Annotated in this window: 21 protein-coding genes, 1 tRNA gene and 2 pseudogenes; 8 read left to right on the forward strand and 16 right to left on the reverse strand. The window is 61.3% G+C overall.

From position 1 onward, the window contains the following. Positions 1–193: 193 nt before the first annotated feature. Positions 194–776, reverse strand: a pseudogene (locus tag WDU96_RS07390) (recombinase family protein). 345 nt (positions 777–1,121) lie between these two features. On the opposite strand from WDU96_RS07390, the gene WDU96_RS07395 reads away from it, so the two are divergent. Then, complete coding sequence (locus WDU96_RS07395; protein ID WP_337337860.1) at positions 1,122–2,765, forward strand: DUF262 domain-containing protein; 1,644 nt, start codon at positions 1,122–1,124, stop codon at positions 2,763–2,765. 300 nt (positions 2,766–3,065) lie between these two features. Here the strand turns inward: WDU96_RS07395 and WDU96_RS07400 are convergent, their stop codons facing one another. The 3 genes from WDU96_RS07400 to WDU96_RS07410 all read right to left on the reverse strand — a co-directional run bounded on the left by WDU96_RS07400 (position 3,066) and on the right by WDU96_RS07410 (position 4,460). Beyond that, a complete protein-coding gene (locus WDU96_RS07400) occupies positions 3,066–3,689 on the reverse strand; it encodes a hypothetical protein (RefSeq protein ID WP_337337861.1) in 624 nt (207 codons plus the stop codon). Then, positions 3,676–4,017: a PadR family transcriptional regulator gene (locus tag WDU96_RS07405; protein ID WP_337337862.1), complete on the reverse strand. Its 342-nt coding sequence runs from the start codon at positions 4,015–4,017 to the stop codon at positions 3,676–3,678. Before WDU96_RS07405 ends, WDU96_RS07400 begins: the two co-directional genes overlap by 14 nt. Positions 4,018–4,289: 272 nt before the next feature. Beyond that, complete coding sequence (locus WDU96_RS07410) at positions 4,290–4,460, reverse strand: hypothetical protein (protein WP_337337863.1); 171 nt, start codon at positions 4,458–4,460, stop codon at positions 4,290–4,292. A 662-nt stretch (positions 4,461–5,122) separates the two neighbouring features. On the opposite strand from WDU96_RS07410, the gene WDU96_RS07415 reads away from it, so the two are divergent. After that, positions 5,123–5,476, forward strand: coding sequence for a PadR family transcriptional regulator (locus WDU96_RS07415; protein WP_337337864.1), 354 nt, complete (start codon positions 5,123–5,125; stop codon positions 5,474–5,476). A gap of 2 nt (positions 5,477–5,478) precedes the next feature. Continuing rightward, the gene (locus tag WDU96_RS07420; RefSeq protein WP_337337865.1) at positions 5,479–6,882 is read left to right on the forward strand and encodes a serine/threonine-protein kinase; all 1,404 of its coding nucleotides are present in this window, start codon (positions 5,479–5,481) and stop codon (positions 6,880–6,882) included. A gap of 6 nt (positions 6,883–6,888) precedes the next feature. Here WDU96_RS07420 and WDU96_RS07425 read toward each other — a convergent pair whose 3' ends face one another. Beyond that, the gene (locus WDU96_RS07425) at positions 6,889–7,227 is read right to left on the reverse strand and encodes a hypothetical protein (protein WP_337337866.1); all 339 of its coding nucleotides are present in this window, start codon (positions 7,225–7,227) and stop codon (positions 6,889–6,891) included. Positions 7,228–7,339: 112 nt separating this feature from the next. Between WDU96_RS07425 and WDU96_RS07430 the strand changes: the two genes are divergently transcribed. The 3 genes from WDU96_RS07430 to WDU96_RS07440 are packed head-to-tail and all read left to right on the forward strand — an operon-like array spanning position 7,340 to position 8,979. Beyond that, positions 7,340–7,735, forward strand: a complete 396-nt coding sequence (locus tag WDU96_RS07430; protein ID WP_337337867.1) for a hypothetical protein — start codon at positions 7,340–7,342, stop codon at positions 7,733–7,735. A gap of 22 nt (positions 7,736–7,757) precedes the next feature. Beyond that, a complete protein-coding gene (locus tag WDU96_RS07435) occupies positions 7,758–8,366 on the forward strand; it encodes a hypothetical protein (protein ID WP_337337868.1) in 609 nt (202 codons plus the stop codon). A gap of 49 nt (positions 8,367–8,415) precedes the next feature. Further along, positions 8,416–8,979 (forward strand): carboxymuconolactone decarboxylase family protein, encoded by a 564-nt coding sequence (locus WDU96_RS07440; RefSeq protein ID WP_337337869.1) that lies wholly within the window; start codon positions 8,416–8,418, stop codon positions 8,977–8,979. 13 nt (positions 8,980–8,992) lie between these two features. On the opposite strand, the gene WDU96_RS07445 is transcribed toward WDU96_RS07440, so the two are convergent. The 5 genes from WDU96_RS07445 to polA form a co-directional block, all read right to left on the reverse strand. Continuing rightward, positions 8,993–9,724: a formylglycine-generating enzyme family protein gene (locus WDU96_RS07445; RefSeq protein WP_420063954.1), complete on the reverse strand. Its 732-nt coding sequence runs from the start codon at positions 9,722–9,724 to the stop codon at positions 8,993–8,995. A 24-nt stretch (positions 9,725–9,748) separates the two neighbouring features. After that, positions 9,749–10,201, reverse strand: coding sequence for an SRPBCC family protein (locus WDU96_RS07450; protein WP_337337871.1), 453 nt, complete (start codon positions 10,199–10,201; stop codon positions 9,749–9,751). 53 nt (positions 10,202–10,254) lie between these two features. Next, positions 10,255–11,025: an SGNH/GDSL hydrolase family protein gene (locus WDU96_RS07455; protein WP_337337872.1), complete on the reverse strand. Its 771-nt coding sequence runs from the start codon at positions 11,023–11,025 to the stop codon at positions 10,255–10,257. A gap of 90 nt (positions 11,026–11,115) precedes the next feature. After that, a complete protein-coding gene (locus WDU96_RS07460; protein ID WP_337337873.1) occupies positions 11,116–12,789 on the reverse strand; it encodes a DUF885 domain-containing protein in 1,674 nt (557 codons plus the stop codon). A gap of 40 nt (positions 12,790–12,829) precedes the next feature. Then, positions 12,830–15,469 carry a DNA polymerase I gene (polA, locus tag WDU96_RS07465; protein ID WP_337337874.1) on the reverse strand — a complete coding sequence of 880 codons (2,640 nt, stop codon included), beginning with the start codon at positions 15,467–15,469 and terminating at the stop codon, positions 12,830–12,832. A 63-nt stretch (positions 15,470–15,532) separates the two neighbouring features. On the opposite strand from polA, the gene WDU96_RS07470 reads away from it, so the two are divergent. Next, positions 15,533–15,967 (forward strand): hotdog fold thioesterase, encoded by a 435-nt coding sequence (locus WDU96_RS07470; RefSeq protein ID WP_337337875.1) that lies wholly within the window; start codon positions 15,533–15,535, stop codon positions 15,965–15,967. A 35-nt stretch (positions 15,968–16,002) separates the two neighbouring features. Here WDU96_RS07470 and WDU96_RS07475 read toward each other — a convergent pair whose 3' ends face one another. Then, a complete protein-coding gene (locus WDU96_RS07475) occupies positions 16,003–16,623 on the reverse strand; it encodes an ANTAR domain-containing response regulator (RefSeq protein ID WP_337337876.1) in 621 nt (206 codons plus the stop codon). 37 nt (positions 16,624–16,660) lie between these two features. On the opposite strand from WDU96_RS07475, the gene WDU96_RS07480 reads away from it, so the two are divergent. Beyond that, a tRNA-Leu gene (locus WDU96_RS07480) sits at positions 16,661–16,743 on the forward strand. Between the two features lie 58 nt (positions 16,744–16,801). On the opposite strand, the gene WDU96_RS07485 is transcribed toward WDU96_RS07480, so the two are convergent. The 5 genes and pseudogenes from WDU96_RS07485 to lgt form a co-directional block, all read right to left on the reverse strand. After that, positions 16,802–17,185 (reverse strand): SHOCT domain-containing protein, encoded by a 384-nt coding sequence (locus tag WDU96_RS07485; RefSeq protein ID WP_337337877.1) that lies wholly within the window; start codon positions 17,183–17,185, stop codon positions 16,802–16,804. A 138-nt stretch (positions 17,186–17,323) separates the two neighbouring features. Continuing rightward, positions 17,324–18,775, reverse strand: a complete 1,452-nt coding sequence (pyk, locus tag WDU96_RS07490) for a pyruvate kinase (protein WP_337337878.1) — start codon at positions 18,773–18,775, stop codon at positions 17,324–17,326. A gap of 47 nt (positions 18,776–18,822) precedes the next feature. Next, positions 18,823–20,289 (reverse strand): glutamate synthase subunit beta, encoded by a 1,467-nt coding sequence (locus WDU96_RS07495; protein ID WP_337337879.1) that lies wholly within the window; start codon positions 20,287–20,289, stop codon positions 18,823–18,825. After that, the gene (gene gltB, locus WDU96_RS07500; protein ID WP_420063946.1) at positions 20,282–24,889 is read right to left on the reverse strand and encodes a glutamate synthase large subunit; all 4,608 of its coding nucleotides are present in this window, start codon (positions 24,887–24,889) and stop codon (positions 20,282–20,284) included. The genes WDU96_RS07495 and gltB overlap by 8 nt, the downstream gene beginning before the upstream one ends. Before the next feature lie 84 nt (positions 24,890–24,973). Further along, positions 24,974–25,950, reverse strand: a pseudogene (gene lgt / locus WDU96_RS07505) (prolipoprotein diacylglyceryl transferase). Positions 25,951–25,976: the final 26 nt, after the last annotated feature.

The following is a 25,976-nucleotide window of genomic DNA, read 5'->3' on the forward strand; positions in this document are numbered from 1 at the left end:
TTCCGTCAAGTTCGAGCCCGTTGCCAAGCTAGATGTCATTCTTGCCAACTACTTGTCAATCTACGGAATCAGCAGAGTTTGCCAACTACTTGTCAGCGGATCGCGCCTCGCAGTGGCTTGGCTACGTACGTGAACTTTGACAGTTTCTAACGTCGATCACTTCGGGTTATTCGCTCTCTCACGCCGAACGTGATCAGGACGACAGGTTTCCGACACGGCGGTAGAAAGTGGAGCGCGACATTCCTAGGTCACGGACAACTTGTGCAGTGGTTTCGCCGTTCTGGATGAGTTGAAGTGCGCTGCGCATTTGGCAATCCGTGATTCGCCGGGGCCTTCCGCCAAGATCGAGTCCTGCAGCCCTTCGCTTGCTAATGGAGTCGATGATCCGTTCGCTTTTGATGTCGTGCTCCATCTGCGCCAGAGCGGCCATCATCGTAAACAGCATCGAACCCATCGGAGTCGCCGTATCAACATCGCCGCCCCCCGCGATTCAGGACACGACGACCGGCACCAACTCGGCGCAGCTCTTCCGCAAACGCAAGCATGTTCTGCATGGACCGTCCGAGCCTGTCGAGCGTGGTGATGACAAGCGTGTCACCTCTTTCGAGTGCTTCGACGGCGCGATCAAACTTTGGGCGTGACGCTCTGGCGCCTGAGCCACCGTTGTCGATATACAGGTCGTCACGCCGGACACCCGCCACGCGCAGATCGACCTCTTGCCTGTCAGTGGACTGCTGACGCGTCGAGACTCGCACGTACCCCATCAGCTTTCCCATGACGCTCCCCCGGTGTCCCAGAACTAATGGTGAGTACTCGACTTCAAGCATTAGCTTGTGACACATAGTTACGGGACTCACGATCATTGGGAAGGTCGCTGGAGGCGCCGCGGTTGCTCAGTCGATTCTGGAACGTGCTGAAACTCTAGGGATATGAGACGTCTGGCCATCGCGGCGTGAATTGCCAGTTCGGCGCTCCTGGGCGGTGATCTGTGATCACTCCGTGCCGCATCGCACGGGATACCAAACGGAGAGTCTCCAAGGCGAAATCGCGTTGTTTCGAGTTCCCCTTGGCTCCTGCTGCTAGATTCTGGGATAGCGCGGGACCAAAGGGGGATCTGTCAGATGGCACGTGAAACGGACTTCGATCATGACCAGGTTGGTCATCTGCTTGCGGATCATCTGATTGAAGTTCCGCGTTTCCAGCGCAGATATGCCTGGACTACAGACAACGTTGGGGAATATCTCAGCGATCTCGCGGAAGCTCGATCGAAGGACCGAGACTACTTCGTTGGCACCGTCGTCCTCACGCAGCCTGAGGAGGACAGCTACAGGCGACGGGTCGTCGACGGCCAACAACGGCTCGCGACGACGTCACTATTGCTACTGGCGATCCGCGACCGCCTCATGGAGTTGGGAAAAGATGAACAAGCTAGACGGGTCGAAGAGCGGTATCTACGAGGCTACGAGCTTCAAGCTGAGGGTGTGTTCGAAAGACTCGCGCTAGGGCCACATGACAGCGATGCCTATCTAGAACTCCTCAATGAGGAGGTGAGCGCGGGCAACGAAGGCCACCCGCTCGTAGCTTCCTATCGACTCTGCATCGAGCACGTCACAGAGCTCACGCCTGACGTCGACTCGTATACCGAGCTCATGGAAATCGTGAATCAGCTGGAGAAGCGTGTCCAGATCCTGGTGGCCGTAGCGTCAGGAATCCAAGAGGCCTATGTGATCTTTGAAACGCTCAACGATCGCGGCGCTGACCTTACAACCGCGGATTTGCTCAAAAACTACTTGTTCAGCGCGTCCGGCTCCTACCTCTCGACCGTGGAGCACAAATGGGTGCAGCTGGAGGCTGCGTTCGAGAAGCCCGAGGATCTTGTTCGACTCATTCGGTTCGAGCTGATTTCTCGCGTCGGTCCCGTCCGAACGAGCAAGCTTTATCGTGCAATCCAGGAAGACATCGGTCAAAACGGGACTACCGCAAGTGCCTACCTCAATCGCCTCGTTAGAGCAAAGGACACATACGTGGCCCTTCGTGACCCTGAGAGTGACTACTGGCACAGCGAGAAAGTGGATGTCCGTGACTCACTTCTGGCCTACCGTCGCTTCCAGTTCGAGAGCAGCATCCCGGTGGTACTCGCCGCCTTTGCTACGTGGGACTATGACGATGCTTGCAGACTGCTCAATAAAGTACTCATGTGGTCAGTTCGTGCCCTGTTCGCCGGAAATATCGGCGCGAAACTGGCTGAGGAAACTTTTGGTAGCACGGCTGCATCCGTCTCGTCCGGCGAATCCGTGAACCAGCTAGACGTGCGGAAGTCGCTGGACAAGTTGATTCCCAGCGACGACGAGTTCCGGTTGGCCTTCATCCGCTATGGCGTTATGCCCAGTTCGCGCGTCAAGTATGTTCTCGGGATGATCGAGCGTGTGGAGTCCGAGCTCGCTGGCCGTGACACGAGCGCCCTCGACTGGTCATCACGAGGAGTGACGATCGAGCATATTCACCCGAAGTCCAAACCGACGTCACTCGGCCCAGGAGCCCCAGTGACTTTGGTGGATTATGTCGGTAACCTCACTCTGCTCGAGAAGAAGCTCAATAAGAATCTAGGGTCAAAGCTCCCCGCGGAGAAGAAATTGGTCTACGCGCAGTCGGGTTTCACCATGACTCGCAACCTCACATCACTGGACGCCTGGAGCGCGGATACCGTTCATTCTCGAATGACCGTGTTGGCGGATCTGGCGTGCCGCGCGTGGACTAACAACTAGCTCAGCCGCTGCGTGGTGGTACTGGCTTGCCGCCCCGGCTTGTCCGGAGGGCGTTTTGCTGGTCGTAGCCGCGGCGAGGATGTCACATGTGCTCATGCACTTGGTGTTCTGTCTCGTAACCTCGGTGTGCCGTAACTCATGAGATGCAACACAGTCGCGTCCCAGCGGTGTGTCACCGCAGGGACTGGCAAGACGCCCCATATCCCTAGGGTTTCGATGCACCCGCCAATGGGCTGCGCTGGGGGTTTCTACTATGAAGTAATCCCGCCCGGGTAGAGGAGTGCGCGCGTCTGCCGAAGACTACGACCGTCGAAGCGCGCGGACAAGCAACCAGACTCCCACCGCCGTGCTGGCGATGGACCCTGCAACGATGGCATTGGTGGTCACCACCGGCGTGAAAAAGAGGCCAAACCACGAAATGCCGAAATCGTCCATCGAAGGCCCGTAGAAATCGGAGCCGTTCGAACTCACAACATCCGAAGAAGTGACCCTGGCGACAACAAAGTACGTGGCCGCTATAACCCCGGTCGCGAAAGGAATAGCCGTGGCTGTGATCTTCTCCCATCGTCGCCATGCAGGGGAAACCCATACCAGTACGAATCCGGGCAGCGCACCGACGAGAGGGATGGCATAGTTACCGAAAGCGACCGCGAGGCTCGCCAGCACGACGTAGAGTCGCGAAGTCATCGCCGACTTGCGGTGCGGAGCAGCCTCCGATTCTTCTCGCCTAGCTTCCGCCGCGATAAGTGCAGGATCGCCCAGTTGTGCAATGCGCTCTCGTGCAGCGGATGAATCGAGGGTGGCGAGTTCCTCCTCGACACCGGTCCGAATATCGCTAGCGATCTGCACCGGAATCTCTGCCAATGCAGCGTCTAGTTCACGCAGGTAACGTGTCACTTCGATTGGTTCGTCAGTGTTTTCCATCGCTGTTTGCTCCCACCATCTCAGTCACTGCCTCCACAAACGGACCCCACTGTTCCCTGAACGCCTTTAGCTCGTGCTCGCCGGCAGGGGTCAGCTGGTAATACTTCCGGACTGGACCTGTGCCGGATTCTTTTTCGAACGCAGTGATCAACCCTCGCTTGCGCAGACGAGACAAGATCGGGTACAGCGTGCCAATGCTCGCGATCAGACCGGGGCGCTTTAATGCGTCTGCCAGTTGCCACCCGTACATCGGCTCTCTGGAGAGCGACCCCAGGATGCAGTACTCCGCAACACCTTTGCGCAGCTGCGCGCCGACGGGAGCTATCATGCATCACACGCTAACATGCATAACACTGTAGTGCCAGGAGCTGGGCCATCGCCGTCGCCTGCAGAGTCCTATAACTTCGCTAGACCTTGCCGTCAGACGGCCTAGCGCCCTTCCCAAAGACCGTTGATATTTTGTGAGCTGTGACCTATGGGATCAGCAGCTCAAGTACCACCAGTCGTGCAAAAACACCCCACGACTACAAGGAGCTTGAATGCTGCTGTGCCGCTTCGGCGCGAAGGCCGGATAAGCAACTGACGCCTGAGGAGCCTGCCCTAGGCGCTTCCACCGATGTTGCGACCCCAAGGAATATCGAAGCGTTTTCTCGTAGTGGGATCCTTGTCGCCAGCGGCGCGTGCGGCACGAATTTCTTCATCGCTCATCGGCCGACCGGTGAGCAACCACTTCAAGCGCGTCCACAGCGAGGGCTTCTCTTGGTTATCCATAGCAGCCTCCAGATTCAGGTCTTATCCCACAGTGCCCTAGCTCCACTCACCTGTCCAGATCGACGTATCCATCCAATTCGTCGAGCGTCTCAAGCGCATCGGCTTACGGATAGGCGGGTCGTCCGATCACAGCCGGTCGCGCCAAGGACCGAATTCGCGTTGCAAGTCAGCGAACGGTTCGACCTCGTCATGTAGACGAAGGGCTAGTGACTCTCCGTCGCTCAACCACTTCTGGAGGTTTGCGTCGGTGTCCCAACCTTCAAATGGGTTGGGCGTGTTCTTCCAAGAACGCCTGTCAGGCGGCCAGATCGTCTTGCGCTGCTGACATCGAACTTGGCAACGGGCAGCTGCGTGCACATACGACCTCCTGGCGATCGGCGTCATTGTTGGAGTGCTTCGGCGATCTCGGTGAACAACACGTCGGGAGTAGGAGGAGATCTCTGCATCCGACGCATACTCCCACCTGCACGTAGGGCGACGGCCGCCAACGTTCTATCCCCAGGATGAAATGGATTCCTCGCAGGTCATGATCCTCCTTCGCGCCACAAGCGCTGAAGGCTGGGCTGCTGCTGTTGTGCGAGCCGCTGGTGTGTATTGCCGAAGCGCTCCTGGTCACAGCACTCACCCTTTCCATACTCTTTCCTATGGAGTATGGTCTGCCTATGGCCGCTCAGCTGACTCCCCCAGTGTTTTGGATTCTCACGTCGTTGGCGGAGCAGCGGCGTCATGGCTATGACATTCTGCGCGCGACTGAAGAGGCATCGGGCGGTGAGGTGACGCTGCGGGTGGCATCGCTCTATGCGGCCTTGGAACGCATGGAACGCGACGGGCTGATTGTCGTGGACGGTGAGGAGATCGTCAATGGGCGCACCCGTCGGTACTTCCAGATCTCTCCGACCGGTTCGGCGCGGCTGAGCGAAGAGGCTACCCGCATGGAGTCCGCGGCGCGCGCGGCGAGAGCAAGCATGGCCACGAGTGCGCCAGTCTTAGGAATGCCTGCGCTGGCGGTGACCTGAGCGTGTCGACGCAAGAAGGGTATCGCCGACTGCTGCGCTGGTATCCCCGATCGTGGCGCGATGCCCACGGTGAGGTCGCACTCGGAACCATGCTGGATCTGGCTGATAGCGAGAACCGCATGCGCCCCACGGCGCGAGAGCATGTTGCGGCCGCTATCTATGGGCTGGGGGCTCGTCTGACCCTCGCCGCGGCACTCGGGTCCGCTCTGATTGGGTTAGTGCTGGCAGCGGTTGCTGGACTTCTGGCGGTGTGGGGCGCTTCAGCCTTGGCCGTCCTGGATGCTTCGTGGGCACTGCCGGTGCTGACGGGCGGCGTAGTGCCACTCTTCACCGCGTTCAGCCTCATCGCGATCGCGCGCGACCGCGGCTTTATATCGTCGCCGAGTGCGCTTGCCATATTGGTGCTTGCCGCGGTCGCTCTGAGCCTCGGCGTGCTGGCCCAAACGGCCTGGAGTCTCGGCTTCGACTTCGCCGATGAAGGGGTCGCGGCGACCGGCCTTGCCACGCTCTTTCGACCGCTCTTCGTTGCCGGTTGGCTCTTTGGGGCCACTGCGATCGCCGCTCTCTTAGCGGGCATGCTGTCGCGGACGAGCATTCCCCGCGGGTTTGTGATCCTCTTATCTGCAATCTGCGGCCTTATTGCCGCTCCCTTTGCCGGTGTCTCGCTACTCTCCCCCATCGTCTCGCTGATCATCGTCGCAGCCGGCGCCATCGCCGCGCTCACGCTGCTGGCCCGGGGACAAGCGGCCGAGGACGGCACCGCGCGACCGGCGACCAACACTGCGACGCAGGTGCCTGCGCGCACGCTGCGAACGGCGAAGCTATTGATCTGGATGAGCCTGCTGACGAGCCTGTTCGGCATCATCTATGCGCTCACCGGATCGTCATGGGCGGGTGCTGCGAGTGACGGAACGCTAGCGCTCACCCAAGGGTTCACCATCTGCGCACTTGCGGGCTTGCCGTTGCTAGGTGCGATCGCAGTGAAGGCTGGTGGTGTGCGCCGCTCCCCCACTATCGCGACCTTGGTGCCGCTGGTGCTCTTGGCGCTATCGCTGTGCGCTATCGCACTTTCCTACGTGTTCGCACCGTCATGGAACGCTATGGCGCCGGCGTTGGCGATCGCGGCGGCGTTGACCGGCGCCGCGATCGCATGGTGGCTTGCGCGCCAGCTGCATGGTCCCGCCACCGCCCGACTTCTGAGCGCAACTTTTTTGGGTATCGGCTACGCCGCTTTTCTTGGAGTCATGCTCGCAGCAGTGACCGCGCCCCTCGTCCCCATGGTGGCGGCGGCATACGCGATTTGGGGCACTCGCAGCCTGCACTCGGCACAGCCGCGCGGCTACACGAATGAGCGGGCGAGAAGAGACAAGGTGGTCAACCAAGTACGCCCCATCACCGACGCATGAGCGAGCTCAGCACCGAGTCTGGGGCGGACTGCTGCTGTGCCAGTGCAAGCCGCAAGTACGGGCCAGCGACGGCGGGACACAGCAGTAGTCCTTGGCTTTCCGCCGTGCGTAGATCTGGTTGAGTGTTGCCCCATCGGCAAGCCCGATGTCGGCCACTGAGCGCTCCGCAATCGATACGACATCGCCCTCACCGACTTCATCGAATGCCGAGTCGGCCAGGAGCGTCTTTGCATGTTCGTTCAGCTGCGTGCCGCTCGCGTTGAGCCTCGCCAACAAGTCTTCACGGGAAAGATGCCCGACAGCAACCTCTATAGGTGCGGCGTTGGACAGGTCTAGCGGTCTCATGACTTGAGGCTATTCGCGGAGAGCACCATGACGGTTCGCCGACATGCGTTCATGTTGACTCCTCAAGCTCTGACATCATCGATGTGGGGCCGACGATAGGGGTGGCAGGGCAATGACGATGACCGACGACGAGCTATTAGACGAGTTCGAACGAGGAGCACTCAAGAGCTTCCCTCACCGCGAACACGTGCGCGTCGCGTATCTGCTACTACAGCGAGACGGCTTCGACGAGGGTTCACGCAACATGAGCGAGGGAATTCTCACCATGGCGATCGCGGCGGGTTTCGAAAACAAGTTCCACGTCACGCGCACGATCGCGTGGCTGCACGTCGTGCAGGCAGCGATGCTCAGCGGTGGCGATGCCGCCGATTCGCAGGACTTCGTCGATCAGCATCCTGATCTGCTCGATCGTGACCGCCTCTCACAGCATTACTCCCCCGAGGCTTTGAAGTCGCTCGCGGCCCGGCGAGCATTCGTCGAACCTGATCGTGAACCGTTCCAGCCCTGAAAAGCCGACGTAGGATCGATTGATGATCAAGCGGAGGCATGTTGTTGCACTCATAGCTATTCCGCTTGCTCTCACCTTGGCTCTCGCGGGATGCGCCACTGGTCCATCAGACGTCGACAACGTCGAAGGCTCCCCCGCGGTCGCTGAGCTGAGCGAGCGCTTGGGTGAGACGACGGTTGCGATCAGTGCTTGGCAAGACGCAGAAGATCTAGCGGAACTCAAGCAAGCGGCCGAACAGGTGCGCAACCTCGTCGCGGGCGAGGCCGGCCCATACTACGGCGATGCCGATGGTGACAATACTGTCTCTGGAGCGGCGACGGTGGGCGTACTCCCCGGACTCGACGGCGAGCCAGGACTCACGAGCGTCGTCGAAGGCGACTGTCTTGAGCGCGACGTCTTAGGCGGCGACTGGTCGGACCCTGCCGCACGATGGCAGATTCTTGACGACGCGATCGCGGCATGGGGTCCAACGAACAACACCTTTCCATCTCTGCCCAGCCACCCGCAGCGCACAATCGGCTGGGCCACACTTGCGCTGAGCGAGGACGACCTCGAAACCGCGCGCGAATTCGCTAGCCACGCTCAACTGCACATCGACGTGTCTGCTGCCGCATTGCAAAACTGCGAATGATCTTTTTCGCCCACACGTCCGACACCACCCGCACCGATAGGAGTGACACATGATCGATTTCCCCATGCACGACGAAGAATCCGCACCCGAAGCCAGCAAAGAACTTCTCGCTAAATCGAAGAAGCAGAACGGCCGCATTCCTGGCCTGCACGCCACCATGGCTGAGGCCCCCGGCCTGCTCGACGGCTACCAGCAGCTGCACCGTCTCTTTCTCGAGTCGAGCTTTGATGACGACGAGAAGACCGTCGTTTGGCAAGCGATCAACGTCGAGCACGAGTGCCATTACTGCGTGCCCGCACACACCGGCATTGCCAAGCGGATGAAGGTTGACGATGCCATCACCGATGCTCTTCGCGATGGCACTCCCCTGCCGACCGACCGTCTCGAAGCGTTGCGCACCTTCACGCTCGAGATGGTTCGTGAACGCGGCAACGTGGGTGACGCCGAGTTGCAGGTGTTTCTCGACGCTGGCTTCACGAAGCGTCAGGTGCTCGAAGTCGTGCTCGGTCTGTCACAGAAGGTGATGTCGAACTACACCAACCACCTTGCGCACACTCCCCTAGATGCGCCCAACGAGAAGTATGCGTGGGATGGCGTCATCTCGCAGCCGTAGCGGCTAGCACTGATCACGTAGAGCGCGGTGTCCATCCGAATGGATTTGGGCCACCGCGCTCTGCGCGTTCTTGGTCCGTCGCGGCTGACCAGCCCTGCGCAGCATCCACTGAATCGAATCCACCACGAGCCAGGCGAAAGCCGACATCGTCGTGGTGCATTCGAGGTGCTCCTCCGCGTCGAACTGACGCACGAACGCTCCACGCATCATCGGCGAAGCCGCCACCTCGAAAGACTCGATAGTCGTTGTATCGTGCGGGATCCAGCAGATCCCAGCACCACTCCCAGACATTGCCGAGAGTGTCGAAGAGTCCGTTGAGATTGGGATGCTTGCCGCCCACATTCTGCGGGGCACTGACGCCGTCTGCGCTTGTCCACGCGACGTCGGCGAGCGGCCCGTAGTGTGGCGTTGTAGAGCCCGCTCGGCAGGCGAACTCCCATTCTGCCTCGGTGGGCAGCCGGTAGCCATCAGAATCTAGATGCCAGGTCACGTCTTCGCCGTCGAAGCTGTAGGCACTGTCAAGCCCTTCCCACTCCGATGCGGCGTTGCAGAAATGCACGGCCCGCAGCCAGCTGACGTCGCTTGCTGGACGGCGCGGGAAAGCAGCAGACACGCCGAGGATCTCGGCGAGCTGTTCTTGGGTTACCGCGAAGACGCCGATCTCGAACGGCTCAAGGCCGACGCTCCTGCGACTCTTGGTTCGCGCATCGTGCAACGTGACGTTTCCGCCCGCCACGCGCGTCATTTCAATGTCGTCCACTCCGGAACTCTAGGCGTTCTCCTGCGCTGGCGACTGCAGGATCTCTTCGATGTCGTCGACGAATGCGTTGTAGCCGGCGATCGTCGCGGCAATCTGGTCGTCGCTGAAGTCAGAGCGATCTTGGCTGATGGTGAGCTGCGTTGCCCCGCCTACTTCTTCGATGTCGAACAGCACAGGCAAACCTGGGTCACTGCCAGGCTGGTCTGTCAAGGTCATGGAAACGTGCGAGGGACGTTCCACATCGACATAGGTGCCCGCCCAGTTGATCGCGCCCCCCTCTGGAAGTTTCATTTCGGCACGAAACTGTCCACCGGGCCAGACCTCCATGCGAAGGCTCTCGAGCGGCACTTCGACGACGGCCGTGCCGAACCACACAGCGAAGTGCTCCGGCAGGGTGATGACGTCGAAGACTTGTTCCTTCGAGGCGCCTAGTGTGCGTACCACGGTGAAGTAATCAGGCATGAGCACCATTCTGCACCCCCGGGGTGAACTCCTACGCGGTCAACGCCGCCTGATCACTCCAGCGCGGAATCGCTCGGCGTAATCGTGGTCCACTGCCCGAACTTGGGCTGGCGCCCATCACCAGAAGACGTGCCCCTCAGCCGGCGTTGCACCCAAGGGCCGACGTGCTCACGGTAGTAATCCAAGCCGCGCGGCGCCGACGCAGGCAAGGGAGGCAAAGACCACCAGCCTGTGGGTGGTTCCAGGCCGAGTGCGGTGATCACCCGCGCGGCGACGCGATGATGGCCCCGGGCGTTCATGTGCAGGCGATCCTCAGACCAGTACGGCGGCGTCGCCAACTCGCGATCAAACCAGTTGAACGCGCGAATGATGTCGCGTCGATCGTTGAAGCGAGAATCAACCGCGCGCGAGAGCAAGTCACCCCGTCGCTGGATGAGGCGGCTGAGCGGAAGCTGCCCCGACGGGTTGGCACCCGACAGCATGATTACCTTCACGCCCTCCTCATCGCATCGCTCGATCACTCGCCGAAACGAGTCCACAACGGTCGCGACGCTCGTTCTCGGGCGCAACATATCGTTGCCGCCGCCGTTGAACGACAGGTGGGTAGGACGAAGCGCCAAGGCGGGCTCAAGCTGTTCTTCGACGATTGGGCGAACGAGCTTGCCGCGGATCGCGAAGTTGGCGTATTCGACACTCTCGCCGCTCGCGTCGGCCCAGCCCTGAGCGGTCAGGTCGGCCCAACCTCGAACGTGGCCATCAGGGAGTTCGTCGCCGACTCCCTCGGTGAATGAATCGCCGATGGCGACGTAGCGAACTTTTGACACCTCTCCACCCTAGGACGGCGGGCCGACGGGCGACGACGCCAGGAATTCACACCCCAACGGAACCACCGGGCTGAATCATCGTCATATGCGCTACCGAGCCATCGCTGCGCGCAGGGTGTCGAGACCGACGCCACCGATATCGAGCGCACGCTTGTGGAACTGCTTGATCGAGAAGTCCTCGCCGTCTCGCTCAGCAACGTCGTCTCGCAACTGCTCCCAGATTCGCTGACCCACTTTGTATGAGGGCGCCTGGCCGGGCCAGCCGAGATAGCGGTTGACCTCGAACTGCACGAACTCGTCAGACATGTTGACGTTTCGCCGCATGAACTCAAGGGCGTAGTCAGCATCCCAAACGCCCTGACCATCGGGCCGAGGCTTTGCCAGATGCACGCCGATGTCGAGAACGACACGCGCAGCACGCATGCGCTGACCATCGAGCATGCCGAGACGATCGGCAGGGTCTTCGAGGTAGCCGAGCTGTTCCATGAGCCGCTCTGCGTAGAGCGCCCAGCCTTCAGCGTGGCCAGAGGTGCCGCCGAGGAGACGGCGCCATGAATTCAACTGGCCACGGTTGTAGACAGCCTGTGCGATCTGAAGGTGGTGACCCGGGATGCCCTCGTGATAAACCGTGGTGAGCTCGCGCCAGGTGTCGAACTCGGTGACTCCTTCTGGCACCGACCACCACATGCGGCCGGGGCGCGAGAAGTCGTCGGTGGGACCGGTGTAGTAGATGCCGCCCTCTTGTGTGGGCGCGATCATGCACTCCAGGTCGCGGATGGGTGGAGCAATGTCGAAGTGAGTTTTACCCAGCTCTTCAACTGCGCGGTCACTTGTCTGTTGCATCCACTTCTGCAACGCTTCTGTGCCGATCAGCTTGCGGGTGGAGTCTTTCTCAAGAAATTCGATCGCCTCTTCGACGGTGGCGCCAGGAAGAATCTCGTTGGCGATGGACTCTTGCTCGGCGACCATTCGGGCGAGCTCCTGAATCCCCCACTCATAGGTTTCGTCAAGATCAATCGTGGCGCCGAGGAAACGACGGGAGTGCAGTTCGTAGAGCTCGCGTCCGACGGCATCGGTTTCAGATGATGCTGGCTCGAGGGTAGATGTCAAGAACGACCCGAGTGAGTTGTAGGCCGAGCGTGCCGCGTCGGCACCCTCGTTCAGCTCACCGATGAGATCGGCCGGCAAATCGCCTTCGTCTATCGAAGCGCCGGCGACAAAAGAGGTGAAGAAGCCAGAGTCGTCGGTGTAGCGCGCGATCTGTGCGGCAACTTCGCGCACCTGGCGTCGGGCCGGGGTGATGTTCTGGGCGATCCCTTCGCGAAGGGTTTCAACGTATCCCTCAATGGCGGCGGGAACGGCTTTCAACCGTGTTGCGATGGTCTTCCAGTCTTCAACGGAATCTGTCGGCATGAGATCGAACGCCGAGCGAATGTCTTGAGCCGGAGAGGCGATGACGTTCAGATCGCGCAAGTGCCAGCGTGCCTCGTGCACATCGAGGAGCAGCTGCAGATCGCGTGAGAGGTCGTCTTGAGTGACGATATCGATCTCATCGACCGGTGTCGCCGCCTGCAAATCAGCCAAAACGGCGCGGGCTGCGCTGGCGATCCGCTCAGCACCTGCGGGGCTGTAATCGGCGAACCGGTCGTTGAACTCGAAACGGCCGATGTACGTTGCCAGGATCGGCTCAAGCTCAGCGAGTGTGTCTACCCAGGCCTCAGCGATTGTGTCGATGGGTGTGGGCGTGCGAGGTGTTTCTGTCATACCCCGAGCCTAAATCTTGTCGGCTCAGATCGCGTGAGCGTCAGTGTGCTGCTTCATCCCAATTCGCCCCACGGCCGATCTGAACGTCGAGCGGAACCGTCAGCGAGGCAGCATCGCCCATACGCGTGCGCACAATCTGCTCGGCGGCATCCCACTCCCCCGGAGCCACCTCGATGACGAGCTCATCGTGGATCTGCATGAGCACACGGGACGCGAGGCCCTGCGCGCGCAATTCGTCGTGAATATGGAACAGCGCGATCTTCATGATGTCGGCCGCGCTGCCCTGAATCGGAGCGTTGAGAGCGGCGCGTTCGGCGTTCTCGCGCAACACTCTGTTGGGGCTGGAAAGGTCTGGGAAGGGCCGTCTTCTGCCGAAGATCGTCTCGGTGTAGCCATCGATTTTTGCCTGCTCAACGGATGAGCGCAGATAGTCGCGCACCGCACCGAAACGAGCGAAGTACTCCAGCATGAGCTGTTTGGCCTCGGACTGCTCGATGCGCAGTTGCTTCGACAGCCCAAATGCCGACAGACCGTAAACGAGGCCGTACGACATGGCCTTGACCTTGGTGCGCATCGCGGCGGTCACTTCGCTCGGATCAACACCGAACACGCGCGCACCGACGAACCGGTGCAGGTCTTCACCCGAGTTGAACGCCTCGATCAGCCCCGGGTCTTCTGACAGGTGCGCCATGATGCGCATTTCGATCTGTGAGTAGTCCGCGGTCAGCAGTGTCTCGTAGCCATTGCCAACTTGGAAGGCAGCGCGGATGCGCCGGCTCTCTTCGTTGCGCACCGGGATGTTCTGCAGGTTCGGGTCAGTGCTCGACAGGCGACCGGTCTGGCTGCCGGTCTGCACGTAGGTGGTGTGAATGCGATTGTCGGCGCCGATAGCGGTATCGAGTGACTCGATGATCTGGCGCAACTTCGTTGCTTCGCGGTGCTGCAAGAGCAAATCGAGGAACGGGTGCGGGTTCGTCCGCTGCAGGTCGGCGAGACCCGCAGCATCCGTCGAGTACCCCGTCTTGGTCTTGCGTGTCTTCGGCAGCTGCAGATCTTCGAACAGCACCTCTTGCAACTGCTTGGGCGAGCCCAGGTTCACCTCTCGGCCGATGGTCGTGAAGGCTTGTTGAGCGATCGAATCGGCGCGAGTGCCGAGTTCCGCCGAGAACGCCGAGAGCTCGTCATGCGACACAGCGACGCCTGCGAGCTCCATATCGGCGAGGACGAGAAGAGACGGCACCTCGATGTCGGTCAATACGGTTGTCACGCTGTCGGGCATGTCAGCGCGCAATGCCTCGGCGACACGCACGGTGAACCACGAGAGCTGACCAGGAGTTGCTCCCTCGGTCTCGGGAACGAGCTGGCTCGGGTCGGCCTCGGGAAGCGTCTCATCGAGGAATCGTTCTACCAGGTGGCCCAGCGTCTTGTCGGGAAAACTCGGCCTCAGCAGCCACCCAGCGATGAGCGTGTCAAACGCTAGACCGCCCAGCACAACATCGGCGCGGCGAAGTGCCTTGACCTGCGCCTTCGCGTCATTCATGATCTTGGGCGCATCAGAAACCAGCCAAGGGATCAGCACAGCGGATGCTTCTGCATCCCATGCCGCCTCAATAGCGCTGTCACTCGTTGCCAAGCCGAGACGCTGAGGGAGCCCGCGCTCGGTGAGCACTGTGAGGCCGACTTCGGCGGTGGCAGCCTCAAGCCAGGCTTGCAGGTCTGCTCCCGTTGGCTCGGTGGTGGCTGGCATGGCAACGGCTGGCGCGCTGGCAGCATCGCTAGTCGCTTGATCAGCGCCGGTGGCTTCAAGTACCCGGGGTAGGAGCGCTCGGAACTCGAGGCGCGCGAAGATCTCACGCACCGCCTGCGCGTCGATGGGATTGACGGCGAGTTCGTCGGGGCCGAGCGCGAGCTCGACGTCGGTGAGCAGTCGGTTGAGCTTGCGGTTGCGGCGCACATCGTCGAGGTGTTCGCGCAGGTTTCCGCCGACGACGCCCGTGACTTTGTCAGCGTTGTCGATCAGTTCTTGAAGTGAGCCGTACTGCTTGAGCCACTTGACCGCAGTCTTCTCCCCCACCTTGGGCACGCCTGGCAGGTTGTCACTCGTCTCACCGACGAGGGCGGCGATGTCGGGATACTGCTCGGGTGGCACGCCATAGCGCTCGATGACCGCTTCACGGTCATAGCGCTTGAGCTGCGAGACCCCCTGCACGTTCGGATAGAGCAGCGTCACGTCGTCATTGACCAGCTGGATGGTGTCACGGTCGCCCGAGCACACCAGCACGTTGTAGCCGGCGGCCGCTCCTTGCGTCGCCAGCGTGGCCAGAATGTCGTCTGCTTCGAAGTCGGGCTTGAGCAGCACTGGAATGTTCATCGCGCCGAGACACTCTTGCAGCAACGGGATCTGGCCCTTGAACTCGGCGGGTGACTCCGAGCGGTTTGCCTTGTATTCGGTGTACTCACGGGTGCGGAAGGACTCGCGAGAGGTATCGAACGCGACGGCAAGGTGCGTCGGCTTCTCGGCTTTGACGAGATTGACGAGCATGGACAAAAAGCCATAGATGCCGTTGGTGTGCTGGCCGTCTTTTGTGGAGAAGTTATCCACCGGCAGCGCGTAGAACGCGCGGTAGGCGAGCGAATGGCCGTCGATAACGAGAAGGGTAGGCTTTGCGGAGTCCGTCACCCTGCAAGCGTAGCCGCGGGTGGCGACATGGCTCTCGCACTGTTGCTCGACCGAAGGTGAATCATGGCATCTGACCTCCCCCCTGACATCGATGGTTTGGCCTGGGCGGCTGAAAGAGGCCTGGGCGCGCTTGCCGAGAAGATGGGCATGCGATTCACCGAGTTCACGATTGAACGCTGTGTGGCCACCATGCCCGTCGAGGGCAACACGCAGCCGGTGGGGCTGCTGCACGGCGGCGCTTACGTCGTGCTGGGCGAATCGCTCGGGTCAATGGCCGCGAATCTGCACGCGGGCCCTGGGCGGCTCGCAGTGGGGGTCGACATCAACGCGACTCACACCCGCCCCGCGACTTCGGGCATCGTGACCGGAGTCTGCACGCCCGTTCATCTCGGGCGAAGCATGACGGTGCATGAGATCGCCGTGAGCGATGACCAGGGCCGGCGTTGCTCGACCATTCGCATCACGAACATGATCAAAGAAATGCCCGCCGCGAACTGATCAGTCCGTGACGGGCATCGCTGCGATGGATTTGGCTAGCTCTTGGGAGCGAGTTGTTCGATGATCGCCTTGGCGACATCCTGCATGGTGAGGCGGCGGTCCATAGACGCCTTCTGGATCCAGCGGAATGCTTCGGGCTCAGACAAGCCCATCTTCTCGTTGAGAAGGCCCTTGGCGCGATCAACCAGCTTGCGGGTCTCAAAGCGCTCGACCATGTCGGCAACCTCGGCCTCAAGCGTAATGATCTGCTCGTAGCGGGCAAGTGCAATCTCGATCGCGGGAAGAAGGTCGTTCGGTGTGAACGGCTTCACCACGTAGGCGAGTGCGCCCGCTTCGCTGGCGCGCTCGACGAGCTCTTTCTGGCTGAAAGCCGTGAGGAGCACTACGGGCGCAATATGGTTCTTGCTCAGCTTCTCGGCGGCAGAGATGCCATCAAGCTGAGGCATCTTCACATCCATGATCACAAGGTCAGGTCGCAGCTCGGTTGCCAGTGCGACAGCGGTCTCACCGTCACCCGCTTCGCCGACGACGTCGAATCCGTTGTCGCGCAGAATCTCGACGATGTCGAGTCGAATCAACGACTCGTCTTCGGCCACTACGACACGACGGGGGGTGTTTGCCGGCGTACCGGGGGTCTCTTCCTGCTCAGTCACCATTGAATCCTACGGTATCGTCGTTGTTGCACGTTTAATTGCCGGTGTGGCGGAATGGTAGACGCGACCGACTCAAAATCGGTTGCTCGAGAGGGCGTGTGGGTTCGAGTCCCACCACCGGTACAAAAAGCAGAGCGGGTCCCGTGCAGGGACCCGCTCTTTTTGTTGAGAATCCGGGGCGTCAGCCGAAGTACTTGTTTCCCAGCGCCTTGCTCTTGAGCGCATCGAACTCGCCCTGAGAAATGGCGCCCGAGTCGAGCAGAGCTTTCGCCCGTGCAATATCTTCTGACGGGCTCGCTGAAGCTTTGGGTTGATAATCGTCCTGCTCGGGCACACGGCCGCCGCCATGTGTCTGCGCACGCTTGGCCATTCCGGATCCGCGTGCGATGACGTACACCAATGCAGTGAGGAATGGAACGAAGATCAAGAAGATGATCCACAGTGCCTTCCACCAGCCGCTCAGTTCGTGATCACGGAACAGATCGACGATGATCATCGCCATCACAAAGAAGTAGGCGATGAAGTAGAACGAGACGAGGGCAAACCAGAACAGGTCGATGATCATCGAGAGTTTCTTTCGTGTGAGGACAGAACAGTTACGTCGCTCACCCTACTGCCGTCGAGCCGCGCGCGTCATAACCCCAAGTGGGTGAAACGCAAAGTGGGATGCCTCGTTTGAGGCATCCCACTTCGAATCACGTGTTTACAGCTCGCCCGACTTGTAGATCGGTGCCTTGCCGTGAACGGCGTCGCCCACCTTGTGGATCCGGATGTCGTTGGTTGATCCGATGATGCCGGGAGGGGAACCTGAGATCACCACCACCTTGTCGCCGACTGCTGCGAGGTCGTTCGCGAGCAGATGGTCATCAACCTGGATGAACATGCGATCTGTGTGCGCCACCGGCTGGACGAGCGCGGACTGCACGCCCCAGGTGACGGCCATACGGCGACGAATCGCGGGGTCGGGAGTGAACCCGATCATCGGAATCGCCGGGCGCAGGCGAGACATGCGGCGCGCTGTGTCGCCAGATTCGGTGAAGATGCAGAGGCACTTCGCGCCGACGAACTCGGCCACCTCGAGGGCCGCAAGAGTGATCGCACCACCCTGCGTGCGCGGCTTGTTGAGCAGCGGCTGGATGCGCTCCAGCCCGTGTTCTTCGGTCGAGTCAACGATGCGCGCCATCGTCTCAACGACGCCGACGGGGTACTTTCCGACACTGGTCTCGCCCGAAAGCATGACCGCGTCGGCGCCGTCGAGGATGGCGTTTGCCACATCGCTGGTCTCGGCGCGCGTGGGCACCGGGTTGTCGATCATGGATTCGAGCATCTGGGTCGCGACGATGACCGGCTTAGCCATGCGGCGGCAGAGTTCTACGGCCCGCTTCTGAACGATCGGCACCGCTTCGAGGGGAAGCTCGACTCCGAGGTCGCCACGAGCGACCATGATCCCGTCGAATGCGTCGATGATCTCTTCGAGATTCTCGACTGCCTGCGGCTTTTCGATCTTGGCGATGACGGGAACGTGGCGTCCTTCTTCAGCCATGATGACGTGCACTCGTTGGATGTCTTTTGCATCGCGGACGAACGACAGCGCGATCAGGTCGGCGCCGGCGTTGAGTCCCCAGCGCAGGTCGGCTTCGTCCTTCTCGGACAGGGCAGGAACGTTTACAGCGACGCCGGGCAGGTTGATGCCCTTGTTGTTCGAAACCGCGCCAGCGACGATCACCTTGGTGGTCACGACGGTGCCATCGGTTTCGGTCACCTCTACGCGAACTTTGCCGTCGTCAATCAGGAGAAAGTCCCCGGGATTGACGTCATTCGGAAGTCCTTTGAAGGTCGTGCTGACGATCTCTTTGGTCCCGAGGATGTCGTCGACGGTGATTTTGAAGATGTCACCGACTTCGAGCATGTGGGGACCGTTCTCGAACTTGCCGAGGCGGATCTTCGGTCCTTGCAGGTCAACGAGCGCGGCGACTGAGCGACCCGCATCGTCGGCAGCCTTGCGAACGTTCGCAAAGTTGTTTTCGTGAACTGAGTAGTCGCCGTGGCTCAAATTGAAGCGGGCGACGTCAACACCAGCATCGATGATGGCGCGAACCATCTCATATGACGATGTAGCGGGGCCTAAGGTGGCGACGATCTTGGCGCGTCTCATCCGTGGGTTCTCCGGGTTGTTTGTTGGTGGCGAATGCCGATTTCAGCCTACGCGTGTGGCAGACCGATGGCGAGGTCGGTGGGGCGAACCGGCGCGGGAAGCTCCGATGAACCCATGAGGAAGCGGTCGACGCTCGCAGCTGCCGCTCGACCTTCTGCGATCGCCCACACAATGAGCGACTGGCCACGTCCAGCGTCGCCGGCGACGAACACCCCTGGAGCGGTGCTCTGATAGTCGTCTTCGCGGTGCACATTGCCACGCTCGGTGAACTGTGTGCCGAGCTGTTCTTCGAGGAACGTGCGCTCAGGACCGGTGAACCCCATCGCGATCAGAACGAGGTCAGCGGGGATCTCGCGCTCGGTGCCGCTCTTGGGCACGCGACGCCCATCAACGAACTCAGTCTCGGCGACGCGTAGCCCGCGGACTTCCCCCGCGTCGTTGCCGACGAACTCGACGGTGGAGGCAAGGTAGGCGCGTTCGCCGCCCTCTTCGTGCGCCGACGCGACCTCGAACAACAACGGTGCCATCGGCCATGGGTGGCTCTCTGGACGCTCTGCCGGTGGCTGCTTTCCGATGGCCAGGTTCGTGACGCTCAGTGCTCCATGACGGTGAGCAGTTCCGATGCAGTCTGCACCGGTGTCACCACCGCCGATGACGACGACGTGTTTGCCTTCTGCAGTGATCTGGTGGGCAACCTTGTCGCCAGCGCCAGCCTTGTTCTGCTCGACCAGGTACTCCATGGCGAAGTGAACGCCCGCAAGGTCACGACCCGGTATTGGCAGCTCTCGAGGAATCGTCGCGCCGGTCGTGACGACGACAGCGTCATAGCGCGCGCGCAAGTCGCTCCACGAGATGTCTTTGCCGATCTCGACGCCGGCCCGAAAACGCGTGCCTTCGTCTTGCATTTGGCGAAGGCGCGATTCAAGGTGCTTCTTTTCCATCTTGAAATCGGGAATGCCATAGCGCAGCAGGCCGCCGATTCGGTCGTCTCGCTCGTACACAGCCACGGTGTGACCGGCACGAGTGAGCTGCTGTGCCGCCGCCAGCCCAGCGGGCCCAGAGCCGACAACCGCGACCGTCTTGCCTGTCAGTCGCCCGGGAGGCTCTGCTTCGACCCAGCCATTGGCAAAAGCCTCGTCGATGATCGACACTTCGATCTGCTTGATAGTCACGGCGGGCTGGTTGATACCCAACACGCACGAGCTCTCGCACGGCGCGGGACAGAGGCGCCCGGTGAACTCAGGGAAGTTGTTCGTCGCGTGCAGTCGTTCAATCGCTGAGCGGCCCTCGCCGCGCCAGGTGAGGTCATTCCACTCGGGTATCAGGTTGCCCAGCGGGCAACCTTGATGGCAGAACGGAACGCCGCAGTCCATACAGCGGCCAGCTTGTCGGCGCAGAACCGCCGAGTCTCCGGGCTCATAGACTTCTTTCCAGTCCATGATCCGCACCGGCACGGGGCGCCGAGCGGGCAGCTCTCGCTCGGTGGTCTTCAAAAATCCTTTTGGGTCAGCCACCCGTCACCTCCAAGATGCGCGACCAGACGACATCACCATCGGGGTCCAGCCCCTCGGTGACGGCCTCCTGTCGCGTTTGCAGCACCGCTGCGTAGTCACGTGGCATTACCCGCACGAAATTGTCGAGCTCGCTATCGAGATTCTCCAAAAGTGAGGCTGCCAAGGTTGAGTCGGTCTGTGAGCGATGCTGCTCAAGCAGGTCGCGGAGGATTTCAGCATCCCCCGAGCCGAGTTTGCCGAGAACGAGTTCGCCTGACGCGAGGGATTCGCGGTTGACGAGCGCGTCGTCGAGCTTGTAGATGTACGCAGTACCGCCTGACATTCCCGCGCCGAGGTTTCGACCAGTCGCGCCCAAGATGACGGCAAGTCCACCAGTCATGTACTCGAGCGCGTGATCACCGACGCCTTCAACGACAGCGGTGGCGCCCGAGTTGCGAACGAAGAATCGCTCCCCCACCACGCCGCTCAGGAACATGGTGCCCTGGGTAGCTCCGTAGCCGATGACGTTGCCCGCGATGACGTTCTGAGACGCATCGAAGGTGGCGCTGCGCGGCGGGCGCACGACAATCTGGCCACCGGAGAGACCCTTGCCGACGTAGTCGTTCGAGTCACCCTCGAGGCGAAGTGTGATGCCAGAGGGCATGAAGGCGCCGAATGACTGACCCGCAGACCCCTTCAGGTTCACGATGATGCTGTCTTGCGGCAGGCCATTCTGGCCGCGCGCGCGCGTGACATGGTGGCCCAACAGGGTGCCAACTGCGCGCGCGGTGTTGCGCACGGGAAGGTCGATAGTGACCGATCCGCCATCACTGATGACGCCAGCGGCGCGTTCGATCAGCGCGACGTCGAAGTGCGAGTCGAGGTCGTGCTCTTGCGGGCGCAGGTTGCGGCGAGGCTCGTCGTCTGCGAACTGAGGACCATGAAGCACCGGCGCCAGGTTCAGTCCGCTTGCCTTCCAGTGACCCACTGCGCCATCGGTGTCGAGCAGATCCACCCGACCGATCACCTCATCGAGGGAACGGTATCCGAGCTCGGCCAGGTACTCGCGCACTTCTTCGGCGATGAACTCCATGAAGTTCACGACGAACTCAGGCTTGCCGGTGAAACGAGACCGCAGCGTCGGGTTCTGCGTCGCGACGCCCACGGGACACGTATCGAGGTGGCAGACGCGCATCATGATGCAACCCGAGACAACGAGCGGAGCCGTGGCAAAACCAAACTCCTCGGCGCCGAGCAGGGCGCCGATGATGACGTCGCGGCCGGTCTTGAGCTGACCGTCAACCTGCACTACGACGCGGTCGCGCATGCCATTGAGCATGAGCGTCTGCTGGGTCTCTGCGAGGCCCAGCTCCCATGGCGTTCCGGCGTGCTTGAGCGAGTTGAGCGGGCTCGCACCCGTTCCGCCATCGTGGCCGGAGACCAAGATCACATCAGCGAGAGCCTTTGCTGTGCCCGCGGCGACCGCACCAATACCAGACTGACTCACGAGCTTGGCGTGCACGCGGGCGCTGGGATTGGCGCGCTTCAGATCGAAGATCAACTGCTTGAGATCTTCAATCGAATAGATGTCGTGGTGAGGGGGCGGCGAGATCAGGCCAACGCCTGCCGTCGCGTGACGCGTTCGCGCCACCCAGGGGTAGACCTTCGTCGGCGGGAGCTGTCCGCCTTCCCCAGGCTTCGCACCCTGGGCGAGCTTGATCTGGATGTCGTCCGCTTCGGTCAGGTACAGGCTGGTCACACCAAACCGGCCGGAGGCAACCTGCTTGATGGCGCTGCGACGTTCTGGATCGAGTAGGCGATCAACATCTTCGCCACCCTCTCCGGTGTTCGACTTGCCACCGATGCGGTTCATCGCGATCGCGAGAGTCTCGTGCGCTTCGCTCGAGATAGAGCCATAGCTCATCGCGCCGGTCGAGAATCGCTTGACGATCGCCGACACTGGTTCGACCTCGTCGATGGGGATTGGAGTGCGACCCTCGGTGCGCAGCGTGAAGAGTCCGCGAAGGGTCTTCAGCTCCTCTGATTGGTCATCGATGAGCTTCGTGTACTCGCGGAAGATGTCATACCGGCGCGTACGCGTCGCGTGCTGCAGACGGAATACCGTGTCGGGGTTGAACAGGTGAGGAGCGCCGTCGCGACGCCACTGGTACTCGCCGCCGGTCCAGAGGCGCTCGTGAGCGCGCACCGCGGCATCTTCGGGGTACGCGTAGGCGTGACGCGAAGCGTTCTCGGCCGCAATGACATCGAGGCCGATGCCACCGAGCTTGGTCTCCGTGCCGGTGAAGTACTCCTGGACGAATTCCGCCGAGAGTCCGACGGCTTCGAACACCTGTGCGCCGGCGTAAGACGACACGGTGGAGATGCCCATCTTCGACATGATCTTCAGCACGCCCTTGCCGAGCGCATAGATGAAGTTCTTGACGGCTTTCTGCGGGGTGACGCCGTTGATATATCCCGCTCGCACCAGATACTCCACGGTCTCCATGGCGAGATAGGGGTTCACAGCTGATGCGCCGTATCCCATCAACGTTGCAACGTGGTGTACTTCGCGCACGTCACCGGCTTCGACGACGAGTCCGACCTTCATGCGCGTTTGGTTGCGGATCAGGTGGTGGTGCACGGCTGCGAGCATGAGCAGCGACGGAATCGGTGCAAGGTCTTTGTTGGAATCGCGGTCGCTGAGCACGATGAACTCAGCGCCGTCTTCGATCGCGTCATCGACCTCGCGGCACATCTGCGCTAGGCGTTTCTGCATGCCCTTGTGTCCAGCCTCGACACGGTAGAGCCCTCGAATGGTCACCGAGGAGCGACCGGGCAGCGCCGTGTCGATGTGCTGGATCTTCGCCAGTTCATCGTTGTCGATCACCGGGAAGTCGAGCGTGACGATCTGAGTGTGGCCGGGGCCCCACTGCAAGAGGTTGCGCTCAGGGCCGAGACCGATCGATAGCGACGTCACGACCTCTTCGCGGATCGAGTCGAGCGGCGGGTTCGTCACCTGCGCGAACTGCTGAGTGAAGTAGTCGAACAGCAAACGGGGACGATCGCTGAGCACGGCCACTGGGGTGTCGCTTCCCATAGCGCCCAACGGCTCCGCGCCGTTTTGCCCCATGGGTGTGAGCATGATGCGCACTTCTTCTTCGGTGTACCCGAACGTGCGCTGGCGTCGTGTGATCGATGCGATTGGATGAACGATGTGCTCGCGCTCGGGCAGGTCTGCAAGGCGCACGCGGCCAGCCTCCACCCACTTCTCCCACGGTTCCAGCTCAGCGAGCTCTTGTTTGAGCTCGGTGTCGGGAACGATGCGCTGTTGGGCGGTGTCGACGAGGAACATCCGCCCTGGGCGAAGACGACCGCGACGCTTGATGCGCTCGGGCTCGAAGTCGAGAACACCGGTCTCGCTGCCGATGACGATCAGACCGTCGGTGGTCTCTGTCCAGCGACCAGGGCGCAGACCGTTCCGGTCGAGGGTGGCACCGATCATCGTGCCGTCGGTGAAGATGAGCGCCGCCGGGCCATCCCACGGCTCCATCTGCATGGAGTGGAAGTCGTAGAACGCGCGCAGCTTCGGGTCGATATCGTTCTGCTTCTCGTACGCCTCGGGCACCATCATCATGATGGCGTGAGGCAGACTGCGACCAGTGAGGGTCAGCAGCTCGAGAACTTCGTCGAATGATGCCGAGTCGCTGGCGCCCGTGGTGCAGATCGGCAGGATCGGGGCCAGGTCGCCGATCAGCTCGGACTCGAGCTGAGACTGGCGTGCGCGCATCCAGTTGCGGTTTCCGTTGACCGTGTTGATCTCGCCATTGTGGGCGAGCATGCGCAGCGGCTGAGCGAGCGGCCACGACGGGAACGTGTTGGTCGAGTAGCGCGAGTGCACGACGGCGAGTTCAGAGGCGAACCGCTCGTCTTGCAGATCAGGGTAGAACGGCTCGAGCTGGAGGGTGGTGACCATGCCCTTGTAGCCCAGCGTGCGTGCAGAAAGCGAGACGAAATAGGCATCGAGCTCGTTGCGCGAGCGCTTGCGCAAGCGGAACGTGCGACGGTCCAATTCAATGCCACTCAGCGCAGGCTGGTCACCGACGGGTGGGCGTGAGACGAAGACCTGCTCAAACACCGGGCGAGCCGCGAAGGCAAGCTTGCCAAGGTTGTCTTCGGCAGTGGGCACTACGCGCCAGCCAAGAATCGTGAGTCCTTCCGACGCCGCGATTCGCTCGACGCCATCCTTCACCGCGGCCCGCGCGTCGTCGTCGCGCGGCAGAAACGCCATGCCGGCGGCGTACTCCCCCATGGGCGGAAGGTCAAAATCAACAACTTCACGAAGAAAGGCATCCGGCATCTGCGTCAGGATTCCCGCACCGTCGCCAGTGCCGGAGTCAGAGCCGATCGCACCGCGGTGCTCAAGGTTGCGAAGCGCCGTCAGCGCCAGATCGATGATGTCGTGTCCGGCTTCGCCTCGCAAAGTGGCGACCATGGCGAGGCCACAGGCGTCCTTCTCAAAGGCGGGGTTGTACATCCCTTGCTTCGCGGGAAAGCTTCCCACATGCGACTGCGCGTTGATGATTCCCTCAGACGAGGGCTCGCGACGGGGGCTCGGTGCCATACCAACCGTCCTCACTTTGATGATCAAGATGGGACGACGTCGGCCCTGTGCTGATAGTTAATCTCGTCCCCATGGACGAAAGTCTCAGTTCGTGTCGGCTGTGCTTGTGGCGGTGCCCTTGACTACTTGGACGTAAGCGGTTCGCTGACGTCGACGAAGTCGTCGGTGTCTTGCGATTGTAGCGTGCCTTCTGCGTGCCACTCACGACCGGGTACGTACGGCGAGGGCTCCAAGCCCGGGTGGCGTCGCCTCTGCACGATGAGCAGCACCAATCCGATGAGCACGCCGAAGATCGCGGCCCACACGTTCGTGCGCAGGCCGAAGATGATGTCGCTCGGATCGATGCGGATCGACTCCCACACGATTCGACCGGCGCTGTACCAGATGAGGTAGAGCGCGAACAGCCGGCCCCACTGCATCGAGAGCTTGCGTCCGGCCCACAGCAGCACCAGAACGCCCAGGCCGTTCCAGAGCACTTCGTACAAGAAGGTCGGGTGAAAGAGGGTGCCCTCGGCAAGTCCAGGAGGGAAGGCAGGATTGTCGTAGTCGATCTCAAGGCCCCAAGGAACGTCGGTGGGCAGCCCGAACAGTTCCTGGTTGAACCAATTTCCGAAACGTCCGATTGCCTGAGCCAAGAGCAAACCAGGGGCCAGCGCATCCGCGAATGTCCAAAAGCGAATGCCGGTCCACCGGCAGCCAAGCCATGCGCCGACTGCGCCACCGATGAGTGCGCCATAGATGGCAATGCCGCCCTCCCAGATGTAGAGGGCCGACAGCGGGTTGGCGCCTTCGCCAAAGTAGAAGTCAGAGTGGGTGAGCACGTGGTAAATACGCGCCGCGATGATCGCCAGCGGCACAGCCAACAGTGCGATATCGATGACTACCCACGGCTCGGCGCCGCGCTTAGTCAGGCGTCGGTTCGTCAGCAGGGCTGCGAAGACGATTCCCGTGATGATGCAGAGCGCGTAGAAGTGGATGCGGGGACCACCGTCCCACAGGTCGAAGTAGCTGACCGTCGGGCTGGGGATACTGGTGAGCACGCTGGCTGCGGCGGTGATCATGGGCGATCAGGTCCTAGCTGTTGTCG

The sequence above is a fragment of the Microbacterium marmarense genome (assembly GCF_037204165.1).
Classification (GTDB): domain Bacteria; phylum Actinomycetota; class Actinomycetes; order Actinomycetales; family Microbacteriaceae; genus Microbacterium; species Microbacterium marmarense.